Source organism: Pseudomonas sp. H3_A02, from assembly GCF_054671965.1.
Map to the genome: position 1 here is coordinate 6,258,427 of NZ_CP162807.1, position 20,536 is coordinate 6,278,962.

At 61.2% G+C, this 20,536-nt stretch carries 20 protein-coding genes; 8 read left to right on the forward strand and 12 right to left on the reverse strand.

Annotation, left to right across the window (positions count from 1 at the left end):
- Positions 1-78 precede the first annotated feature (78 nt).
- A complete protein-coding gene (locus AB4N80_RS27500; RefSeq protein ID WP_122566804.1) occupies positions 79-1,554 on the forward strand; it encodes an inorganic phosphate transporter in 1,476 nt (491 codons plus the stop codon).
- 253 nt (positions 1,555-1,807) lie between these two features.
- Here AB4N80_RS27500 and ccoM read toward each other — a convergent pair whose 3' ends face one another.
- From ccoM to AB4N80_RS27515, 3 genes are all read right to left on the reverse strand, one after another.
- Positions 1,808-1,924 (reverse strand): cytochrome c oxidase subunit CcoM, encoded by a 117-nt coding sequence (gene ccoM / locus AB4N80_RS27505; protein WP_025212288.1) that lies wholly within the window; start codon positions 1,922-1,924, stop codon positions 1,808-1,810.
- Between the two features lie 144 nt (positions 1,925-2,068).
- Complete coding sequence (locus tag AB4N80_RS27510; RefSeq protein WP_163006773.1) at positions 2,069-2,230, reverse strand: hypothetical protein; 162 nt, start codon at positions 2,228-2,230, stop codon at positions 2,069-2,071.
- A gap of 94 nt (positions 2,231-2,324) precedes the next feature.
- Positions 2,325-2,666, reverse strand: coding sequence for an aspartate-semialdehyde dehydrogenase (locus tag AB4N80_RS27515; RefSeq protein WP_354336264.1), 342 nt, complete (start codon positions 2,664-2,666; stop codon positions 2,325-2,327).
- Positions 2,667-2,896: 230 nt separating this feature from the next.
- Between AB4N80_RS27515 and rapA the strand changes: the two genes are divergently transcribed.
- Entirely contained in the window at positions 2,897-5,743 is a 2,847-nt protein-coding gene (gene rapA, locus AB4N80_RS27520; protein WP_460079866.1) for an RNA polymerase-associated protein RapA, read from the forward strand.
- A gap of 595 nt (positions 5,744-6,338) precedes the next feature.
- Here the strand turns inward: rapA and AB4N80_RS27525 are convergent.
- From AB4N80_RS27525 to AB4N80_RS27545, 5 genes are all read right to left on the reverse strand, one after another.
- Positions 6,339-6,479, reverse strand: a complete 141-nt coding sequence (locus tag AB4N80_RS27525) for a hypothetical protein (RefSeq protein ID WP_163006771.1) — start codon at positions 6,477-6,479, stop codon at positions 6,339-6,341.
- Between the two features lie 178 nt (positions 6,480-6,657).
- Complete coding sequence (locus AB4N80_RS27530; protein ID WP_460079869.1) at positions 6,658-7,500, reverse strand: cache domain-containing protein; 843 nt, start codon at positions 7,498-7,500, stop codon at positions 6,658-6,660.
- A gap of 245 nt (positions 7,501-7,745) precedes the next feature.
- Positions 7,746-8,618 carry an ATPase gene (locus AB4N80_RS27535; RefSeq protein ID WP_122566808.1) on the reverse strand — a complete coding sequence of 291 codons (873 nt, stop codon included), beginning with the start codon at positions 8,616-8,618 and terminating at the stop codon, positions 7,746-7,748.
- A gap of 106 nt (positions 8,619-8,724) precedes the next feature.
- A complete protein-coding gene (locus AB4N80_RS27540) occupies positions 8,725-9,717 on the reverse strand; it encodes an NAD-dependent epimerase/dehydratase family protein (RefSeq protein WP_305470057.1) in 993 nt (330 codons plus the stop codon).
- 42 nt (positions 9,718-9,759) lie between these two features.
- Complete coding sequence (locus tag AB4N80_RS27545) at positions 9,760-10,668, reverse strand: LysR family transcriptional regulator ArgP (RefSeq protein WP_122566810.1); 909 nt, start codon at positions 10,666-10,668, stop codon at positions 9,760-9,762.
- A 97-nt stretch (positions 10,669-10,765) separates the two neighbouring features.
- On the opposite strand from AB4N80_RS27545, the gene AB4N80_RS27550 reads away from it, so the two are divergent.
- From AB4N80_RS27550 to AB4N80_RS27565, 4 genes are all read left to right on the forward strand, one after another.
- Positions 10,766-11,368 (forward strand): LysE/ArgO family amino acid transporter, encoded by a 603-nt coding sequence (locus tag AB4N80_RS27550; RefSeq protein WP_122566811.1) that lies wholly within the window; start codon positions 10,766-10,768, stop codon positions 11,366-11,368.
- A gap of 175 nt (positions 11,369-11,543) precedes the next feature.
- Entirely contained in the window at positions 11,544-12,140 is a 597-nt protein-coding gene (locus tag AB4N80_RS27555) for a superoxide dismutase (protein ID WP_122566812.1), read from the forward strand.
- Between the two features lie 294 nt (positions 12,141-12,434).
- Positions 12,435-14,486: a putative bifunctional diguanylate cyclase/phosphodiesterase gene (locus AB4N80_RS27560; RefSeq protein ID WP_122566813.1), complete on the forward strand. Its 2,052-nt coding sequence runs from the start codon at positions 12,435-12,437 to the stop codon at positions 14,484-14,486.
- Between the two features lie 271 nt (positions 14,487-14,757).
- Positions 14,758-16,101, forward strand: a complete 1,344-nt coding sequence (locus tag AB4N80_RS27565) for an imelysin family protein (protein WP_460079876.1) — start codon at positions 14,758-14,760, stop codon at positions 16,099-16,101.
- Between the two features lie 574 nt (positions 16,102-16,675).
- Here AB4N80_RS27565 and AB4N80_RS27570 read toward each other — a convergent pair.
- From AB4N80_RS27570 to AB4N80_RS27585, 4 genes are all read right to left on the reverse strand, one after another.
- Entirely contained in the window at positions 16,676-17,911 is a 1,236-nt protein-coding gene (locus AB4N80_RS27570; RefSeq protein ID WP_305470053.1) for an RNA polymerase sigma factor, read from the reverse strand.
- Positions 17,911-18,387, reverse strand: a complete 477-nt coding sequence (locus AB4N80_RS27575; RefSeq protein ID WP_305491825.1) for an SRPBCC family protein — start codon at positions 18,385-18,387, stop codon at positions 17,911-17,913. Before AB4N80_RS27575 ends, AB4N80_RS27570 begins: the two co-directional genes overlap by 1 nt.
- Before the next feature lie 27 nt (positions 18,388-18,414).
- Positions 18,415-18,759 carry a YciI family protein gene (locus AB4N80_RS27580; RefSeq protein WP_003198606.1) on the reverse strand — a complete coding sequence of 115 codons (345 nt, stop codon included), beginning with the start codon at positions 18,757-18,759 and terminating at the stop codon, positions 18,415-18,417.
- A gap of 67 nt (positions 18,760-18,826) precedes the next feature.
- Positions 18,827-19,261: a YybH family protein gene (locus AB4N80_RS27585; RefSeq protein ID WP_122566817.1), complete on the reverse strand. Its 435-nt coding sequence runs from the start codon at positions 19,259-19,261 to the stop codon at positions 18,827-18,829.
- Positions 19,262-19,402: 141 nt separating this feature from the next.
- Between AB4N80_RS27585 and AB4N80_RS27590 the strand changes: the two genes are divergently transcribed.
- Together AB4N80_RS27590 and AB4N80_RS27595 are read left to right on the forward strand one after the other, a co-directional pair.
- Positions 19,403-19,888 (forward strand): GNAT family N-acetyltransferase, encoded by a 486-nt coding sequence (locus tag AB4N80_RS27590; RefSeq protein WP_122566818.1) that lies wholly within the window; start codon positions 19,403-19,405, stop codon positions 19,886-19,888.
- Between the two features lie 35 nt (positions 19,889-19,923).
- On the forward strand, positions 19,924-20,529 hold the full coding sequence (locus AB4N80_RS27595) for a pyridoxamine 5'-phosphate oxidase family protein (protein ID WP_122566883.1): 606 nt from the start codon (positions 19,924-19,926) through the stop codon (positions 20,527-20,529).
- The last annotated feature ends 7 nt before the right edge of the window (positions 20,530-20,536 follow it).

Consider the following 20,536-nt stretch of genomic DNA (forward strand, 5'->3'; position numbering starts at 1 on the left):
CGATGAGCAGGCAATGCATCGATTGCCAAGGTTTTCTGGCATAATCGCGCCCCCTTACGACCGGGTCAGAAAACCTTCATGATCGATTTATTCAGCGGACTGGATGCTTGGGTGCTCGTGAGCCTCTTGCTCGCCCTGGCTTTTGTCCTCGCCTTCGAGTTCATCAACGGCTTTCATGACACCGCTAACGCGGTTGCCACTGTTATCTACACCAAAGCTATGCCGCCTCACCTGGCGGTGTTCTTTTCCGGTGTGTTCAATTTCCTCGGTGTGCTGCTGGGCGGCGTGGGGGTGGCGTACGCCATCGTTCACCTGCTGCCCGTGGAGCTGCTGATCAATGTGAACACCGGACACGGGCTGGCCATGGTGTTTTCGCTGCTCGCAGCGGCCATCACCTGGAACCTGGGCACCTGGTACTTCGGTATCCCGGCCTCCAGTTCCCACACGTTGATTGGCTCGATCCTCGGCGTGGGCCTGGCCAACGCCCTGATCAACGATATCCCGTTGGCCGATGGGGTGAACTGGCAGAAGGCGATCGATATCGGCGCCTCCCTGGTGTTCTCGCCCATGGCCGGCTTCCTGATCGCCGCCCTGGTGCTGATCGCTCTGAAATGGTGGCGCCCGCTGTCGAAGATGCACAAGACACCGGAACAGCGCCGCAAGATCGACGATAAGAAGCACCCGCCGTTCTGGAATCGCCTGGTACTGGTGATCTCGGCCATGGCCGTCAGCTTTGTCCACGGTTCCAACGATGGCCAGAAAGGCATCGGCCTGATCATGCTGGTGCTGATCGGTATCGTGCCGGCGCAATTCGTACTCGACCTGGGCAGCACCACCTACCAGATCGAACGGACCCGTGACGCGACCCTGCACCTGAGCCAGTTCTACCAACGCAACAACGAATCCCTGGGTGAATACCTGGCGCTGGGCAAAAGCGTGAAAGGCGATCTGCCGGAGAAGTTCCGCTGCAACCCGCAGCAGACCGAGCCGACCATCAATGCCCTGCTCGACACGCTCAAAGGCGTGGCGGACTACCACTCGCTGCCGTCGGAACGACGCATCGAGGTTCGTCGCTACCTGCTTTGCCTGGACGACACGGCGAAGAAGGTTGGCAAGTTGCCAGGCCTGGCGGCCCGTGAGAAAGACGACCTGAACAAGCTGCGCAAGGACCTGACCGCCACCACCGAATACGCCCCGTTCTGGGTGATCCTGGCTGTCGCACTGGCGCTGGGCCTGGGCACCATGGTTGGCTGGAAACGTGTCGTGCTGACCATCGGCGAGAAGATCGGCAAGCAAGGCATGACCTACGCCCAGGGCATGTCGGCGCAGATCACCACCGCGTGCATGATCGGCATGGCGAATATCTTCAGCCTGCCGGTTTCCACCACCCACGTGCTGTCCTCGGGCGTGGCCGGCACCATGGTCGCCAACAAGAGCGGCCTGCAAGGTGGCACGGTACGAACCATCCTGCTGGCCTGGGTATTGACCCTGCCAGCGACGGTGGCGCTGTCGGCCGGGCTGTTCTGGCTGGCGTCCAAGGCCCTGGGTAGCTGATTCCAGCGGCTTGCAAAAAAGGTGCGACCCTTACGGTTCGCACCTTTTTTTATGCCTAACACCACCACTCTCCCTGTGGGAGCGGGCTTGCTCGCGAAGGCATTGGGTCAGTTACCTGGACAGTGGCTGACACACCGCTTTCGCGAGCAAGCCCGCTCCCACAGGAGTTTGGTGTAGGCCTGAAAAATCGCAAAAAAAAAGGGCGACCGAAGTCGCCCAAAATGCCTTGCGTGCTCGTTGTAGCCGGAAAGACCTACGGTTTTTTCCGCTTGTGTGCATCTTTCCAGATGAATAATCCGAAACCTGCGAAAAACACGAACATGAGGCCGACCGTCAACACCCCGGCAAACACCACATTATCGAAAAACATGACTAGCCTCCTGGTCTTGCCCCTGTTGCGATGGGTTCAAGGTAACCAATCAGGCCTGGATGAAAATTGACCGGGGTCAATAACGCCCGCAACGGAGCGCAAAGGTGGGGAAATAACTGATCTGCATCAATGGATCGAGGGGGTTCAGCGCTTTTTCGGCTTGTTCTTCGGCTTTTTCTTGGGCTTGCCCAACGGCATGGCCTGCTCGAAGGCCTGGCGGACTTCATTGAGGCGTTTTTCGTTGAGGTCGTGAACGCGCTTGGCGCGCTCAGCGCTGAGGTCGATCAGTTTGTCTTCTTGGCTCATGGCGTGTGGGCATCGTGCAGTGAATTGCGGATGCGCCCATGATGCGGGCTGTTGGCGGCGTTGACCAGCCTGTGGATGCAGGCAAACGCCTGGATCAGATCTGGATATCGACCCACAGGCCCTGGCGTGTCTCGTCGTCGATCAGCGGCACCACCGGTACGGTGTTGTCGGCGTTGAGTTCGGTACCCGGTACGGCCAGGTGCTCTTCAGGGTCTTCATCGGCCTCGCGGCGGCGGCGCTCGCGTTCCTGCTGGCGACGCTGCTCCTCGCGCAACAGCAGAGCGGTCTCTTCCGGATCGCGTTTTTGCAGGTCGATGGTGCTTTCGTTGGAGCTTTGCTGCACCGGGACCACGGGCGGTATATCCGGTCGCTGGCGAACCGGATCCTGTTGAGCGGTGATGGGTACGGCGCTCAAAGGGAGCATGGGTGGCAACATAAAGTTCTCCTGTCTTCAGGTTGTCGGCGGCTAAAGTGGCAGCTTGAACCGCCGGTCTGAAACTTGTGACCCAGTTGGCAATTGCAGCGATCACCAGGGCCGAGCTTGTTTGATCGCTGGGCAAGCGTAAGTTCCGTGCCGTTGGTAATGAATCAGCGTACGTAAATCCTTTGGTCTGAAGGATCCTTCCGTTAAGATAACCGGCTTTTTCAAGGCGGGAGTCAGGCAGCATGGCGCAGCAGTATCAACCGGGGCAACGCTGGATCAGTGACAGCGAAGCCGAGCTGGGTTTAGGCACCGTTCTGGCACAGGACGGCCGCTTGTTGACCGTGCTCTATCCGGCCACTGGCGACACTCGCCAGTACGCGCTACGGAATGCGCCACTTACCCGTGTACGGTTTTCGCCGGGCGATGTGATCACTCACTTCGAAGGCTGGAAGATGACCGTGCGCGAAGTCGATGACGTCGATGGGCTGCTGGTCTACCACGGCCTCAACGGGCAGAACGAAGTCGTCACCCTGCCCGAGACCCAACTGTCGAACTTCATCCAGTTCCGCCTGGCCAGCGACCGTCTGTTCGCCGGCCAGATTGACCCGCTGGCCTGGTTCTCCCTGCGCTACCACACCCTGGAACACACCAGTCGCCAATTGCAGTCTTCGCTTTGGGGCCTGGGCGGCGTACGTGCCCAGCCGATTGCCCACCAACTGCACATTGCCCGTGAAGTGGCCGACCGCATTGCGCCGCGGGTATTGCTGGCCGACGAAGTGGGCCTGGGCAAGACCATCGAGGCCGGCTTGGTCATCCACCGTCAATTGCTGTCCGGCCGCGCCAACCGCGTCCTGATCCTGGTGCCGGAAAACCTCCAGCACCAGTGGCTGGTGGAAATGCGCCGGCGCTTCAACCTGCAGGTCGCACTGTTCGACGAAGAACGCTTCATCGAAAGCGATGCCAGCAACCCGTTCGAAGACACCCAACTGGCCCTGGTGGCGTTGGAGTGGCTGGTGGACGATGAAAAGGCCCAGGACGCGCTGTTCGCCGCCGGCTGGGACCTGATGGTGGTCGACGAGGCCCATCACCTGGTGTGGCACGAAGACCAGGTCAGCCCGCAATACGCCCTGGTCGAGCAGCTTGCCGAAACCATCCCGGGCGTACTGCTGCTGACCGCGACTCCGGAACAACTGGGTCAGGACAGCCACTTCGCCCGCCTGCGCCTGCTGGATCCGAACCGCTTCCATGATCTCAAGGCCTTCCGCGCCGAGAGCGAAAACTATCGCCCGGTGGCCGAAGCCGTGCAGGAGTTGCTGGACAAAGGCCGCCTCTCGCCTGAGGCCCACAAGACCATCCACGGCTTCCTGGGCAATGAAGGCGAAGCATTGCTGACCGCTGTCAATGATGGCGATGTCGAAGCCAGCGCCCGCCTGGTGCGCGAATTGCTGGACCGCCACGGCACTGGCCGCGTGCTGTTCCGCAACACCCGCGCCGCCGTGCAAGGCTTCCCCGAGCGCAAGCTGCATGCCTACCCTCTACTCTGCCCGGCCGAATACCTCGAATTGCCGTTGGGCGATCACGCCGAGCTGTACCCGGAAGTCAGCTTCCAGGCCCAGCCGGACGCCAGCGAAGAAGAACGCTGGTGGCGTTTCGACCCGCGGGTCGAGTGGCTGATCGACACCCTGAAGATGCTCAAACGCACCAAGGTGCTGGTGATCTGTGCTCACGCCGAAACCGCCATGGACCTGGAAGACGCCTTGCGCGTGCGCTCCGGCATTCCGGCCACGGTGTTCCACGAAGGCATGAACATCCTGGAGCGTGACCGCGCGGCGGCCTATTTCGCCGACGAAGAGTTCGGCGCCCAGGTGCTGATCTGCTCGGAAATCGGCAGTGAGGGTCGCAACTTCCAGTTCGCTCATCACCTGGTGCTGTTCGACCTGCCGTCCCACCCGGACTTGCTGGAGCAGCGCATCGGCCGTCTGGACCGGATCGGCCAGAAACACGTCATCGAGCTGCATGTGCCTTATCTGGAAACCAGCCCGCAAGCGCGGCTGTTCCAGTGGTATCACGAAGCCCTGAACGCTTTCCTCAACACTTGCCCGACCGGCAACGCCTTGCAGCACCAGTTCGGCCCGCGCCTGCTGCCCTTGCTGGAAGAAGCCGACGATGGCCAGTGGCAAGCGCTGATCGATGAAGCCCGTACCGAACGCGAGCGCCTGGAAGCCGAGTTGCACACCGGCCGCGACCGTTTGCTGGAGCTCAACTCCGGCGGCGCCGGTGAAGGCGATGCGCTGGTGGAAGCCATTCTTGAACAGGATGATCAGTTTGCCCTGCCTATCTACATGGAAACCCTGTTCGACGCATTTGGTATCGACAGCGAGGACCATTCGGAAAACGCGCTGATCCTCAAGCCGAGCGAAAAAATGCTCGACGCCAGCTTCCCGCTGGGCGACGACGAAGGCGTGACCATCACCTACGACCGCAACCAGGCGCTGTCGCGCGAAGACATGCAGTTCATCACCTGGGAGCATCCGATGGTGCAAGGCGGCATGGACCTGGTGCTGTCCGGCTCGATGGGCAACACCGCGGTGGCGCTGATCAAGAACAAGGCGCTCAAGCCCGGCACCGTGTTGCTGGAACTGCTTTATGTCAGCGAAGTGGTCGCCCCGCGCTCGCTGCAACTGGGCCGCTACCTGCCGCCGGCCGCCCTGCGCTGCCTGCTGGACGCCAACGGCAACGACCTGGCCGCCCGGGTTTCGTTCGAAACCCTGAACGACCAACTCGAAAGCGTGCCCCGCGCCAGCGCCAACAAGTTCATCCAGGCCCAGCGCGACCAGCTCACGCCACGGATCAATGCCGGCGAAGAGAAGATCGCCCCGCGTCACGCCGAACGCGTGGCCGAGGCCCAGCGCCGCCTGGCCGCCGATACCGACGAGGAACTGGCCCGCCTGACCGCCCTGCAAGCGGTCAACCCGACCGTGCGCGACAGTGAACTGGTGGCCCTGCGTCAACAGCGCGAGCAAGGGCTGGCGATGCTTGAGAAGGCGGCGTTGCGGTTGGAGGCGATTCGGGTGTTGGTGGCTGGGTGATTTTGGCTGGGGGGCCGGCTGTGGTGCTTTTATCGGGTGTATATCCGTTGCTGCGGTAACGGCGGCTTAGGGTTCCGCCCTTACGGCGGGTCACTTTCGAAAAGCCCGGAAGCCGGCCCAGTCGAAAGTAACCAAAGCGCTTCTGCCCCACCACGAGGCGGCCTGATAGCCGATCTGGTTCTTGGTGGGACCGCGTTTCTCCTGTGGGAGCGAGCTTGCTCGCGATGATGGCAGCAAATCCAACGCCTCTGTAACTGAACGACCGCTATCGCGAGCAAGCTCGCTCCCACATTTGATCTTCAGTGGTCACAGAATTCATGTGAGCCGCAGTACTTCTGTGGGAGCGAGCTTGCTTGCGATGATGGCAGCAAATCCAACGCCTCTGTAACTGAACGACCGCTATCGCGAGCGAGCTCGCTCCCACATTTGATCTTCAGTGGTCACAGAATTCATGTGAGCCACAGTACTTCTGTGGGAGCGAGCTTGCTCGCGAAGAGGCCGGCACATCCAACATCCTCATCGACTGACACTCCGCTTCGCGAGCAAGCTCGCTCCCACAGGAGAAACGCGGTCCCACCAAGAACCAGGTCGGCTATCAGGCCGCCTCGCTTTTGTTTTTGATCTGGGGCGCCCCGTTAACCACGATGGCCGAACGCAGGCATTGCGCAGTGGGCACCTCGGCATGGATGCCGAGGTAGCCGCGCTGGGCCATGGATGGCCCTTCGCGGCGGCCCACGGAGCAATGCCTTCGTTCGGGCACACCGAGCCTAGGCGAGGTGCCGAGTGGTGGGGCAATGTACGGGACAACCACATGGGTTACTTTTGGCGCTCTTCCAAAAGTGACCCGCTGTAAGAGCGGAACCCTAAGTAGCCGTTACCGCAGCAACGGATATACACACCAAACGAAGCCCCCCTCAAGGACTGTAATACCCCACCGTCACCAGAAAATGCCCAACCTTCTTCAAATACGCATGCTTGTCCTCAACCTTCCCGGTCACCGGATTCTTCCAACGATACTCATACTCCCCAACATCCTGCTTGCCGATCATGGCCAGGATCGGCTCGCCCACCGGTTTGCCATCCGGGTCCTTGACCTTGGCGAAGTCCGTATTGATCAAGCGCAAATTGGTGCCATGACCCACATAGCGCCGAGTATCGAGGTCAACGACAAAGACATACAAATCATCCTGCAGATAACCGCCCTTGAGGGAGTTAACCGCCGTCAGCGTGGCTTTCTCGTTTTTCAGCAGGTCACTCGAGGCCTTGTCCAACAGCGCCCTGGCCTGTTCGGCGGAAGCACGTGGCAGGTAGTAGCCGACGGCCAGGATTCGCTCACCAACACGCTGGAAATACACATGTTTGCGCTCGACCTTGCCGTCCGCCCAGTTCTGCCAACGGTACTCAGCTTGCTGGATGCCACTGGCCTCGGGGGTTTTCAAGGCGTCCTTGAAGGCTTTGCGCAAATCCGGCCCCAGCACCTCGGACACGTCCCGCCCGATCAACGCCGAGGACGGCCCGCCGCTGGCGAGCATCACACCCTGGGTATCGACCACGAACACGTAGCGATCCTTGTCGACAAATTCCCCTTGGCGACTGAAGGCGGCAAAGGCTTTGTCGCCGTTGTCGTGGTAATAGGCCAAGGCCTTCTCCAGCAGCGCCCGGGCTGCCTGGCCATCGTCAGGTGTCGCTGCATGAACGGGGGCTAGCCCCAACATAAGCATTGCGCCCAGCCAGGCCATCCTGTGAAAAAAAACCATGCGTGCGCCCCTCGTTCTTGTTGGTGTTTCAAGAGCGTAGACGGCGTGGGGTGATGTTGGAGTATTCAGGGGATTGCTGGAGAGTGTGGTGAGTCAGTGAGTATTGGTATTGATTGACAGGACGCCATCGCGAGCAAGCTCGCTCCCACACTGGACCGCGTTTCCTGTGGGAGCGAGCTTGCTCGCGATGGCGGCGGCACATTCAAGCGCGACGCCCCATCAAGGGCAAGCTCATGCCTACCGGCCTATTGCCCAGCGCTAAGTTGCTGCTGCAAGTTCTGGATCTGCGCCTGCAGGGTGTTGATATTACGGGTGACCTGGCCGCGGAAGGCGTCGAACTCGGCAGTGTTGCCGCCCTTGTCCTGCTGGCTCTTGAGCACGATCACGTCCTGCTCCAGGCGGTCGATGGCAGAGTTGGAGGTGGCCCTTTTAAGGGCGGTGATGTCGGCACCGATGCTCTTGAGCTGGGCATCCAGGGCACCACCCTCGCCCTGGCCTTTCAGGGCGGTCACTTCAGCCGCCAGCGCTTTGACCTGGGTTTGGAGCTCCTTGTTGGAAGCCTGTAGCTGAGTGTTGGTGTTCTGCTGCTCAGAGGCCTGGGCAATGAGCTGGGCCAATTCCTTGTCCAGGTCAGCGGACGGACCGAACGTGGCTTGCTGCTGTTTGTACTGCTCCACCAGCTTGTTGTCGAATTGCCGCCCCTGCTCCTGCAGCTTGTTCTCCAACTGTTTGATCTGCAGCTTCAAGGCTTCACTGTCGCTCATGACGTTGGACTGCCCGGCGACCACCTTGCCGGAAATGTCCTGCAAGCGCCCCGCCGCATCCTCACTGATCCGGGCAAAGCTTTCCTGAGTCGCTACCAGTTGCTGCTCCATCAGGGAAATCTGCTGGAAGCTCCACCAGGCCAGGAAACCGAATGCACACAGCAGCGCGCCGACCAGTGCCCACAGCGGCCCGGTGCTGGGCCCCTTGACCTTCGCCACGCCAGCGGGCGCCGGGCGCGCTTGCACGTGGGGCTGGCGGTTGGGCATGAAATCATCGTCATCGGGAATGTCGGCCCGCATCCGCAGGCTCGGTACATCATCGAAGTCGTCGTTGGCATCGTTACGCATGGGCATGGTTCGACCTTTGGGAAACCGGTAATGGCTTGATGCGGCGAGTATAACCCTCTCGCCCGCCGCACCGATTGACCCCGAACCGGGCACTCGGTTCATGATGGGCCGATCAGCGGGCGTCTTGGACCTTCCACCAAGCGCAAAATTCATCAAGCGCCGTCCACAGGCTGACCTGCGGATCGTAATCGAGATAATGCCGGGCCCGGCTGATGTCCAGGGTGAAATTTTTGTTCATGACCTGCATGCCCAGGCGCGACAGCGTCGGTTCGGGGCGGCCCGGCCACAGCTTGCAGACACCTTCATTCAGCGCCGCGACGCTGTAAGCCAAGCCGTAGGAACGATAACGTCGGACCTGTGGGACTTCCATCTGGCGCATCACATAATTGACCACATCCCACAGCGGAACCGGTGCGCCGTTGCTGATGTTGTAGGCCTTGCCCAAGGCTGAATCGGTGGCCAGCAGACTGCTGAGCAACGCTTCGTTGAGGTTCTGCACACTGGTGAAATCCACCTTGTTCAACCCGTTGCCAACGATGGCCAGTCTTCCCTTGCGCTGCATTTTCAACAGGCGCGGGAAAATGCTCATGTCACCGGCACCGGTCACGAAGCGCGGACGCAGGGCTAGCACTTCGAGGCCGAACTCCTGGGCGCCGAAGACTTTCTGCTCGGCCAGGTACTTGGTGGCAGCATAAGGGTGCTTGAAGCGCTTGGGCACCTGTTCTTCGGTCAACCCGAGGTGGTCACGGCCGTCGAAGTAAATGGACGGCGAGGACAGATGAACCAGGCGACGTACCTTCTGCTTGAGACAGGCCTCGACGACATTTTCCGTGACCTGGACATTGCCCTGGTGGAAATCCTGGTAGCGGCCCCACAGCCCCACGGAGCCGGCACAATGCACCACGGCCTCGACATCCAGGCACAGGTCGCGGGCCAGCAGCGGGTCGCTCAGATCGCCTTGGACGAACTGCGCACCGCGTCGCACCAAATGCTCCACACTCTCGGCCCGGCGACCGTTGACCCGTACATCCAGGCCCTGCTCCAGGGCGAAACGCGCAAAGCGCCCGCCAATGAAGCCGCTCGCGCCGGTGACCAAAATCTTCATGCATGCTCCTAAAAATCAGATTCGAGCTACAAGCCACAAGCTTCAAGCCAGACGCTTTTCACTTACCGCTTGCAGCGTGCTGCTTGCCGCTGCGATCAATCGCTCGGTCAATAAGCCGAGCAACTGCCCACCATTGCGCCAATGATGCCAGTACAGCGGCACATCGATCGGTTTATCTGCCAACAATTCCACCAGCACGCCTCGTTCCAGCTGTTCGCGCACCTGCAGCTCCGGCACCAACCCCCAGCCCAATCCCGCTTCGGCAAGACGGATGAAACCTTCGGACGAGGGGCACAAATGATGCTCGAAACCACCCTCCACGCCCACGGATGCGAGGTAGCGGTGCTGCAGGAAATCATCCGGACCAAACACCAATGCCGGCGTGCGGGCCAGTTGTTCGGCCCGCACGCCGTCGGGAAAGTGCCGGGCGATGAAGGCCGGACTGGCCAACGCCCGGTAGCGCATCGCCCCCAGCAACACGCTGCGAGCACCCGCCACCGGGCGTTCGCTCGCGCAGACACAGGCCGCCACTTCTCCGGCGCGCATGCGCTTGAGGCCGACGGTCTGGTCTTCCACCACAAGGTCGAGTAACAGCTGATGCTCGGCGCAGAAATCACCGACGGCCAGCGCCCACCAGGTCGCCAGGCTGTCTGCGTTCAAGGCGATACGCAGCCGCTCCGGCAACCCCTCTTCATCCAGCGCCGGTACCAGGCTTTGCAAGTCGCGTTCGAGCAGCCGCACCTGTTGCACGTGGTTGAGCAACCGTCGGCCGATTTCCGTCGGCGCCGGCGGTGTGGCACGCACCAGAACGGGCTGGCCGACACGCGCTTCCAGCAGCTTGATCCGCTGGGAAATAGCTGACTGCGACAAGCCCAGCACTTGGGCCGCGCGCTCGAAACCGGCCTGCTCGACCACGGCAGCCAGAGCAGAGAGCAATTTGTAATCGAACATCAGTTTTCCTAATGAGCAATCAGCAATATTGGTTTTTCTTATACATCCAGCCACAGGAGAATGGCCAGCAATTCATCAACTGACCGGGGATAAAACGATGTGGCAAAGCTATGTGAACGGGCTCTTGGTGGCCCTCGGGCTGATCATGGCCATCGGCGCCCAAAACGCATTTGTGCTGGCCCAGAGCCTGCGCCGCGAGCATCACTTGCCGGTCGCGGCGCTGTGCATCGCCTGTGACGCCCTGTTGGTCGCCGCCGGGGTTTTCGGTCTGGCGACCTTGCTGGCCCAGAGCCCATTGCTGCTGTCGATAGCCCGCTGGGGCGGCGCGGCGTTCCTGCTCTGGTACGGCAGCCTGGCCTTGCGTCGGGCCTGCTCGAAGCAGAGCCTGCAACAGGGTGAAAACCAAGCCGTGCGCTCGCTACGGGCGGTGTTGCTCAGCGCGCTGGCGGTGACGCTGCTCAATCCCCACGTCTACCTCGACACCGTGCTGCTGATCGGCTCACTCGGCGCCCAGCAGAGCGTGCCCGGCGCCTACGTGGTGGGCGCGGCCAGTGCCTCGCTGCTGTGGTTCCTCACCCTGGCCATCGGCGCGGCATGGTTGGCCCCGTGGCTGGCCCGTCCAAGCACCTGGCGGATCCTGGACCTGCTGGTGGCGGTGATGATGTTTACCGTGGCGGTGCAATTGATTGTCACCGGCTGATTATTCCAAACCGCTCTGGAACCTCTATTCCACACAGTTGTTGCGTGGTTATGCCGCACCCCCGGTGCTATGATCCGACTCCTGCGCCGCAAAGAGTACAAACTCCCCGGCGCTAGTCTGGCCGCCCGTGATCGGCCTTGCGCTCACCGCAACTGACCTGATTAGGAGAATCACCATGGCTTTCGAATTGCCGCCGCTGCCCTACCCACACGATGCACTGCAGCCGCACATCTCCAAAGAGACTCTGGAATACCACCACGACAAGCACCACAACACCTACGTCGTGAACCTGAACAACCTGGTGCCTGGCACCGAGTTCGAAGGCAAGACCCTGGAAGAAATCGTCAAGACTTCCTCGGGCGGTATCTTCAACAACGCCGCTCAGGTCTGGAACCACACTTTCTACTGGAACTGCCTGGCGCCAAACGCCGGCGGTCAACCAACCGGCGCGCTGGCCGAAGCCATCAATGCAGCCTTCGGTTCGTTCGACAAGTTCAAGGAAGAATTCAGCAAGACGTCCATCGGCACCTTCGGTTCCGGCTGGGGCTGGCTGGTGAAAAAAGCTGACGGTTCCCTGGCCCTGGCCAGCACCATCGGTGCCGGTAACCCGCTGACCAACGGCGACACCCCGCTGCTGACCTGCGACGTGTGGGAACACGCCTACTACATTGACTACCGCAACGTTCGTCCGAAATACGTCGAAGCGTTCTGGAACCTGGTCAACTGGAAGTTCGTCGCCGAGCAGTTCGAAGGTAAAGCCTTCACTGCCTAAGCTCGATGCCAGACCAAAGAAACCCGGCGCCGTGCCGGGTTTTTTTTTGCGCGGCAAATTGACCGCGGGCAAGATATCTCGCGCCTGGAACTCAAGAAAAAATCCTGACAGGCCTCAAGTTACGGTGCCTTTCAACCGACACAATGGTCGTAGAGCAATCACTCTGGAAAAAACGTATATCGGTCAGGTTTCAAGCGAAAAACCTTGTGTTTGATTGTCCCTTTGACTGACATCACAGGATTGCCAATACTCATGGCAACTTGACGCTACCCGCACGGAACAAGGAACCACTCTTTGAAGCTGGAACTCAAGAACAGCTTGTCTGTGAAGTTGCTCCGGGTCGTGCTCCTCTCGGCATTGATCGTTGGCGTGGTCTTGAGCTGCGCCCAGATCGTGTTCGATGCCTACAAAACCAACCAGGCCGTCGCCAGTGACGCCCAGCGTATCCTCGACATGTTCCGCGATCCGTCGACCCAGGCCGTCTACAGCCTGGACCGGGAAATGGGCATGCAAGTAATCGAGGGCCTGTTCCAGGATGAAGCTGTGCGCATGGCGTCCATCGGCCATCCCCGCGAAACCATGCTCGCCGAAAAAACCCGGCCCTTGCAGCACTCCGAAAGCCGCTGGCTGACCGACCTGATCCTGGGCAAGGAACGCACCTTCACCACGCAACTGGTGGGACGAGGCCCCTACAGCGAATATTACGGCGACCTGAGCATTACCCTCGACACCGCCACCTACGGCGAAGGTTTCATCGTCAGCTCGGTGATCATCTTCATCTCCGGGATGCTGCGGGCCCTGGCCATGGGCCTGGTGCTGTACCTGGTCTATCACTGGCTACTGACCAAGCCGTTGTCGCGGATCATCGAGCACCTGACCGAAATCAACCCCGATCGCCCCAGCGCGCACAAGATCCCGCAGTTGCGCGGCCACGAGCAAAACGAGCTGGGCCTGTGGATCAACACCGCCAACCAACTGCTCGAATCCATCGAGCGCAACACGCACCTGCGCCACGAAGCGGAAAACAGCCTGCTGCGAATGGCGCAGTACGACTTTCTCACCGGCCTGCCCAACCGCCAGCAACTTCAACAGCAACTGGACAAGATCCTGGTGGACGCCGGACGCCTGCAACGTCGGGTGGCGGTGCTGTGTGTAGGGCTGGATGATTTCAAGGGCATCAACGAACAGTTCAGCTATCAGACCGGCGACCAGTTGCTGCTGGCCCTGGCCGATCGACTGCGGGCCCACAGTGGCCGGCTCGGAGCACTGGCGCGGCTGGGGGGCGACCAGTTTGCCCTGGTCCAGGCCGACATCGAACAGCCATACGAGGCCGCCGAACTGGCCCAGAGCATCCTCGATGACCTGGAAGCGCCGTTCGCCATCGACGATCAGCAAATCCGCCTGCGGGCTACCATCGGCATCACCCTCTTCCCTGAAGACGGCGACAGCACCGAGAAACTCTTGCAGAAAGCCGAGCAGACCATGACCCTGGCCAAGAGCCGCTCGCGCAATCGCTATCAGTTCTACATCGCCAGCGTCGACAGCGAGATGCGCCGTCGTCGCGAACTGGAGAAGGACCTGCGCGAGGCTCTGGTCCGCGAGCAGTTCAGCCTGGTTTACCAGCCACAGATCAGCTACCGCGACCTGCGGGTGGTGGGCACCGAAGCCCTGATCCGCTGGCACCATCCCGAGCACGGCCTGGTCCCGCCGGACCTGTTCATTCCCCTGGCCGAGCAGAACGGCACCATCATCGCCATCGGTGAATGGGTGCTGGACCAGGCGTGCAGGCAATTGCGCGAATGGCACGACCAGGGCTTCCTCGACCTGCGCATGGCGGTCAACCTGTCGACGGTGCAACTGCACCACGCCGAGCTGCCGCGGGTGGTGAACAATCTCCTGCAGATGTACCGGCTGCCGCCGCGCAGCCTGGAGCTGGAAGTCACCGAGACCGGCCTGATGGAAGACATCACCACCGCGGCCCAGCACTTGCTGAGCCTGCGCCGCTCCGGGGCGCTGATTGCCATCGATGACTTCGGTACCGGCTATTCGTCCCTGAGCTACCTCAAGAGCCTGCCGCTGGACAAGATCAAGATCGACAAGAGCTTCGTCCAGGACCTGCTCGACGACGAAGACGACGCAACCATCGTCCGGGCCATCATCCAATTGGGCAAGAGCCTGGGGATGCAGGTCATTGCCGAGGGCGTCGAGACGGTCGAGCAGGAAGCCTACATCATCGCCGAGGGCTGCCACGAAGGTCAGGGGTACTACTACAGCAAACCGCTGCCGGCCCGGGAATTGGGCCTTTACCTGAAGCAGGCCGAGCGCGCCAAGGTGTCCATCATCTGATTCCTCTCCCATCTGCTACGTCCCTGTAGGAGCTGGCGAACCCTGCGATCCTTTGATTTTCGCTTGAGACTCGAGCGACAAGGGAAAGATCGCAGCCTCGCTTCGCTCGACAGCTCCTACGGACGCCGCCGAAACGGGGTGATCTGCATCATTAAATAAGAAATATTTACAACCATAACCCTTTACACATAATGCAAATCTTTCGCATTATGTCGCAGTTTTTGCGCACCCTCGCGCCTGTCCCATCCATCACCGAAGCAGGATGTTCGCCATGATTCGTATGCCCCTGGCTACCGCCAGTCTGCTGGCCATCGCTATTTCCCTCGCCGGTTGCGGCGAAGGCAAAGACAAGGCCGCCGCGCCGCAAGCGCCAACGCCGGCCGCCAGCACCGCGGCACCGGTCGCCCCTGCTGCCGCCGGCAAAATCGACGAAGCCGCCGCCAAGGCCGTTGTCGCGCACTATGCCGACATCGTCTATGCCGTCTACAGCGATGCCGAATCCACTGCGAAGACCCTGCAAACCGCCGTCGACGCGTTCCTGGCCAAGCCGAACGCCGAGACCCTGAAGGCCGCCAAGGCTGCCTGGGTCGCCGCACGCGTGCCGTACCTGCAAAGCGAAGTGTTCCGCTTCGGCAACACCATCATCGACGACTGGGAAGGCCAAGTGAACGCCTGGCCCTTGGACGAAGGCCTGATCGATTACGTCGACAAATCCTACGAGCACGCCTTGGGTAACCCGGGCGCGACCGCCAACATCATCGCCAATACCGAAGTCCAGGTTGGCGAAGACAAAGTCGACGTCAAAGACATCACCCCGGAAAAACTCGCCAGCCTGAACGAGCTGGGCGGTTCCGAGGCCAACGTCGCCACCGGCTACCACGCCATCGAATTCCTGCTGTGGGGCCAAGACCTCAACGGCACTGGCCCGGGTGCCGGCAATCGCCCTGCTTCGGATTACCTGGAAGGCGCCGGTGCCACTGGCGGCCACAACGACCGTCGTCGTGCGTACCTCAAGTCCGTGACCCAACTGCTGGTCAATGACCTGCAGGAAATGGTCGGCAACTGGAAACCGAACGTGGCCGACAACTACCGCGCCACCCTGGAAGCCGAGCCGGCCGAAAGCGGCCTGCGCAAGATGCTGTTCGGCATGGGCAGCCTGTCCCTGGGTGAACTGGCGGGCGAGCGTATGAAGGTGTCCCTGGAAGCCAACTCGCCAGAAGACGAGCAGGATTGCTTCAGCGACAACACCCACAACTCGCACTTCTACGATGCCAAGGGCGTGCGTAACGTGTACCTGGGCGAATACACCCGCGTCGACGGCAGCAAGATGACCGGCGCCAGCCTGTCGTCCCTGGTGGCCAAGGCCGACCCGGCCGCGGACACCGCGCTCAAGGCCGACCTGGCCGACACCGAAGCCAAGATCCAGGTCATGGTCGATCACGCCAACAAGGGTGAGCACTACGACCAACTGATCGCCGCCGGCAACACCGCTGGCAACCAGATCGTGCGCGACGCCATCGCCGCACTGGTCAAGCAGACCGGTTCGATCGAACAGGCTGCGGGCAAACTGGGCATCAGCGACCTGAACCCGGACAGCGCTGATCACGAGTTCTGATCAACACCGGCTGGCTGAGGGTTAACGCAGCCAGCCAAGCCACAAAACCTGTGGGAGCGAGCTTGCTCGCGATGGGGGTCTATCCGTCGACATTGATGTTGGCTGGTCCACCGCTATCGCGAGCAAGCTCGCTCCCACAGTGGTTTCTGGCGTTTTCGAAAATGCGCGATCAGCCATCAATTCCCTTGTGGGAGCGGGCTTGCTCGCGATGGGGGTCTATCCGTCGACATTGATGTTGGCTGGTCCACCGCTATCGCGAGCAAGCTCGCTCCCACAGTGGTTTCTGGCGTTTTCGAAAATGCGCGATCAGCCATCAATTCCCTTGTGGGAGCGAGCTCGCTCGCGATGAGGGTTTATCCGTCGACATTGATGTTGGCTGGTCCACCGCTGTCGCGAGCAAGCTCGCTCCCACAGTGGTTTCTGGCGTTTTCGAAAATGCGCGATCTGCTATCAATTCCCTTGTGGGAGCGGGCTTGCTCGCGAAGACGTCGGCACAGTCGACATTGGTGTAGTCTGACACTCAGCCTTCGCGAGCAAGCCCGCTCCCACAGGAGTTTCGTCGTTTGGTGGCTCATCACTGCAACCCCGCAAGCCGCCCTTCGATAAACCGCCGTTCCGGCAATTGCTGCGTCAACTCAAGCGCGCGTCGATACGCCGCCCTCGCCTCGTCCAATCGCCCCAATTGGCGACAGAATTCTGCCTGCGCCGAGTAGGCCAGGTGATAGTCGAGTAACTCCCCACGCCCCAGAATCGCCTCGACCAGACGCAAGCCTGCTTCCGGCCCATCACGCTTGGCCAGGGCGGCGGCGCGGTTGAGTTCGATCACCGGCGACGGCACGGCACGCAGCAGCACATCATAAAGCCCGACGATCTGGGGCCAATCGGTCTCCTCGGCGGTCGGCGCTTCGGCATGCACCGCCGCAATCGCCGCTTGCAGGCAGTACGGCCCGAACCGCCGGGTTTTTAGCGCGGCTTCCACCAGCGCGCAGCCCTCGGCGATCAGCTCGGCATCCCACAAGGATCGCGCCTGTTCATCCAGCAGGATCAGCTCACCGGTCGACGACGTTCGCGCCGGTCGCCGGGATTCGTGCAGCAACATCAACGCCAGCAACCCCATGACCTCGGCCTCGGGCAGCAACTCCATCAGCAGACGCCCGAGACGGATGGCTTCGCGGGTCAGGTCTTCGCGGGTCAGCTCGGCGCCCATCGAGGCCGAATACCCTTCGTTGAATACCAGGTAAATCACCCGCAGCACGCTGTCCAGTCGCTCCGGCAGTTCCGCGCGGGACGGCACCTGATAGGGGATCCTGGCATCGCGGATTTTCGCCTTGGCCCGCACGATGCGCTGGGCAATGGCCGCAGGGGCGGCGAGGAACGCCCGGGCGATTTGTTCGGTAGTCAGGTCGCAGACTTCCCGCAGCGTCAGGGGCACTTGGGCATCCGCCGCCAGGGCCGGGTGGCAACAGGTAAAAATCAGCCGCAGGCGATCGTCTTCCACGTCTTCGTCACTCCACTGGCCCTGCTCCAGCTCTTCGAGCTGGGCGATCAACATCGGTCGGGACGCAGCGAAACGCGCGCGGCGACGCAAACTGTCGATGGCCTTGAAGCGCCCGGCAGACACCAGCCAGGCCCGCGGGTTGTCCGGTACACCGTCGCGCTGCCAGCGCTCGACTGCCACGAAAAAGGCCTCGTGCAAGGCCTCTTCCGCGAGATCGAAGTCCCCCAGCAGGCGAATCAGCGTTGCCAGGATCCGCCGCGAGTCTTGACGATAAACCTGCTCGACCCGCGCCTTGACCGTTTCGACCGACATCAGTCGGGCATGCCTTGGGTAACCAGCGTCTCAAGCCGGTCCAGACTCTGGCCCCAGCCGTCATGGAAGCCCATGGCTTCGTGTGCCTGGCGATCCTCCTCGCTCCAGTGCAGCGCCCGGGCGGTGTAACGGGTCTTGCCGTCCACCTCTTCCAGCAGCACTTCAGCGGTCATGAAGGCCTTGCCGGAGGGTATCCAGCCAGGCAGAAACGCATCGGTGAAGACCAGGCGCTGCGGGGCAAAAATTTCCAGGAACACGCCCATGGTCGGGTATTCACTGCCATCGGGGGCGCGCATCAGGGTGCGAAACTGACCGCCGACCCACAGGTCCATTTCGCACTCCGGCGTGGTCATGCCATGGGGCCCCCACCATTGCGCCAGCAAGCCCGGCTCGGTCCAGGCGCGGAAGATCTTCTGGCGCGGGGCGTCAATGACCCGGCTGATGGATAACGCGTAAGGGGCAGCTGTAAGGTTCATGAATGAAATCCTGTTTGTGATTGTTGTTCAGGGGTTCAGTTGGCGTACCGGTCGTACTTCGACACAGCCGACCCGGGCCGCCGGGATATTGCCAGCGACCTGGATGGCTTCGTTGAGATCCTTGGCGTCGATCAGGTAGAAGCCCGCCAGTTGCTCCTTGGTCTCGGCGAATGGGCCGTCGGTGATCGACAGCTTGCCGCCGCGCATGCGCACCGTGGTGGCGGTCTGTACCGACTCCAACGCCTCGGCGGCCAGCATGCGCCCACTGCCCTGGATCGATTCGGCATAGGCCATGCACTCGGCGTCCTCCGGGCTGTCAGGCGAGTTGTGCAGCGTGTGTTCGTTGCTATACACCAGGCATAGGTACTTCATGGAAGGCTCCGTGATCGGACTGATCAACTATGGACGGCAGAATGACGCTCGGCGAAAAAACCGACGATCAGGGTTGCAGGTCGAACAGCGCCGTCCCGGCCATCGGGTCGAATGGCGCGGACCAATGTTCGTGGACGATCCGCCATTGTCCGGCTACGCGCTGGTAGCAGGCCGTCACACGCATCCAGCAGGCCTGTTCCTCACCTTTTTCGTTGGTACCGCCGCAATAGGCCAGCCAGTGGGCGAAGGCGATGTTGTCGGCCGGGGTGATCTTGACCTGATGGAAATCGAACTTGTGCGGGCCGGGGCACATTTCCATACAGGCTTGCCAATGGGCCCGGTAGGCGGCCTTGCCCTTGAATTGCAAGGCTTGGATGGCATCGAACGAGACAATGTCCTCGTCATAGAGCGCCATGACTTTTTCGACGTCCTTGGTCATGACGGCTTGGCGATAGGTGTCGATCAGGGTCTGGATTTCGGTTTCAGTGGCTTGGGTATTCATGGTGATTCTCCGCAGTTTTTTGTTGAAGACACCCTTTGTCGTTTGGAGAAACAGCGAATCGACAATCCAACAAAAATAATTCAAAGAAAAAAATTCGCTAGAATCCAGGTCCTCTTCTGCCGGCAAACAACGGACGTTTTTGTGACCCCTCAGCTCGTCCCCTACGAAGACCTGACCGCGCTGCAACGCGAACAGGTCAGCGCCATCGAAATCCACCCCGAACAGATCAAGTTCGCCGGCGATATCCATGGCGCCCTGCACATGCTGCTGTCCAAGCCCGGCCCGGGGGTCAAAGGCTTTGCGTTATTGGCTGAAGAGGTGCCGGTAGCCTTCCTGCTGCTCAAGCGCCCGCCGGTACTGCCAGCCTGGGCCAACGAACACAGCGCCACCCTGCATGCCTTGCAAGTCGACCATCGGGCCCAAGGCAAAGGCTATGGCAAGGCCTGCCTGCAGGCGTTGCCCGCCGTGGCACGAGCCGCCTGGCCGGAAATCCGTGGCCTGGAACTCTCGGTCGACGCCGACAACGACTTGGCCATCGGCCTGTACACCCGGCTGGGCTGGGTCGACAGTGGCGAAGCCTACAAGGGCCGCATCGGTTATGAGCGGCGGATGGGGTTGGTGTTTTGATAGAACTTGCCCAATAGACTCAGGATGAATGGATGATGTTGACGTCGATTGAACAGTTGGAAGCCCTTTATGGCCTGCCCCACGAACGGGCAGTGCGTAAACAGATCCCCTTCCTGAACGAGGATTATCAGGCGATGATCCGGGCTTCGCCGCTGGTGGTCATCGGTTCGGCAGGGCCCGATGGCCTCGATAGCTCGCCCCGGGGCGATGTGCCGGGTTTCGTGCAGATCCTCGACGAGCGTACCCTGGCCTTGCCGGATCGTCCCGGCAACAACCGCATCGACACCCTGCGCAACGTTCTGCACGATCCGCGGGTATCGCTGCTGTTCCTCATTCCCGGGATTGGCGAGACCTTGCGGGTCAACGGTGCCGCCCGGATCAGCGCCGAACCCGCACTGCTGGAGCGCTTTGCGGTCAACGGCAAGCCGGCCCGCACGGTGTTGCTGGTGTCGGTCGAAGCGGCGTTTTTCCATTGTTCCAAAGCCATCGTGCGCTCAGACCTGTGGAATCCGGCTCGCCACCTTGAACGCTCAGCCCTGCCCAGCGCCGGGGCAATCCACAAGCGCTTGAATGATGGGCAGTTCGATGCCGAAACTTACGACCGTGAAGCGCCCGCACGGGTACAGGCCAGCCTGTACTGAAGCCGCG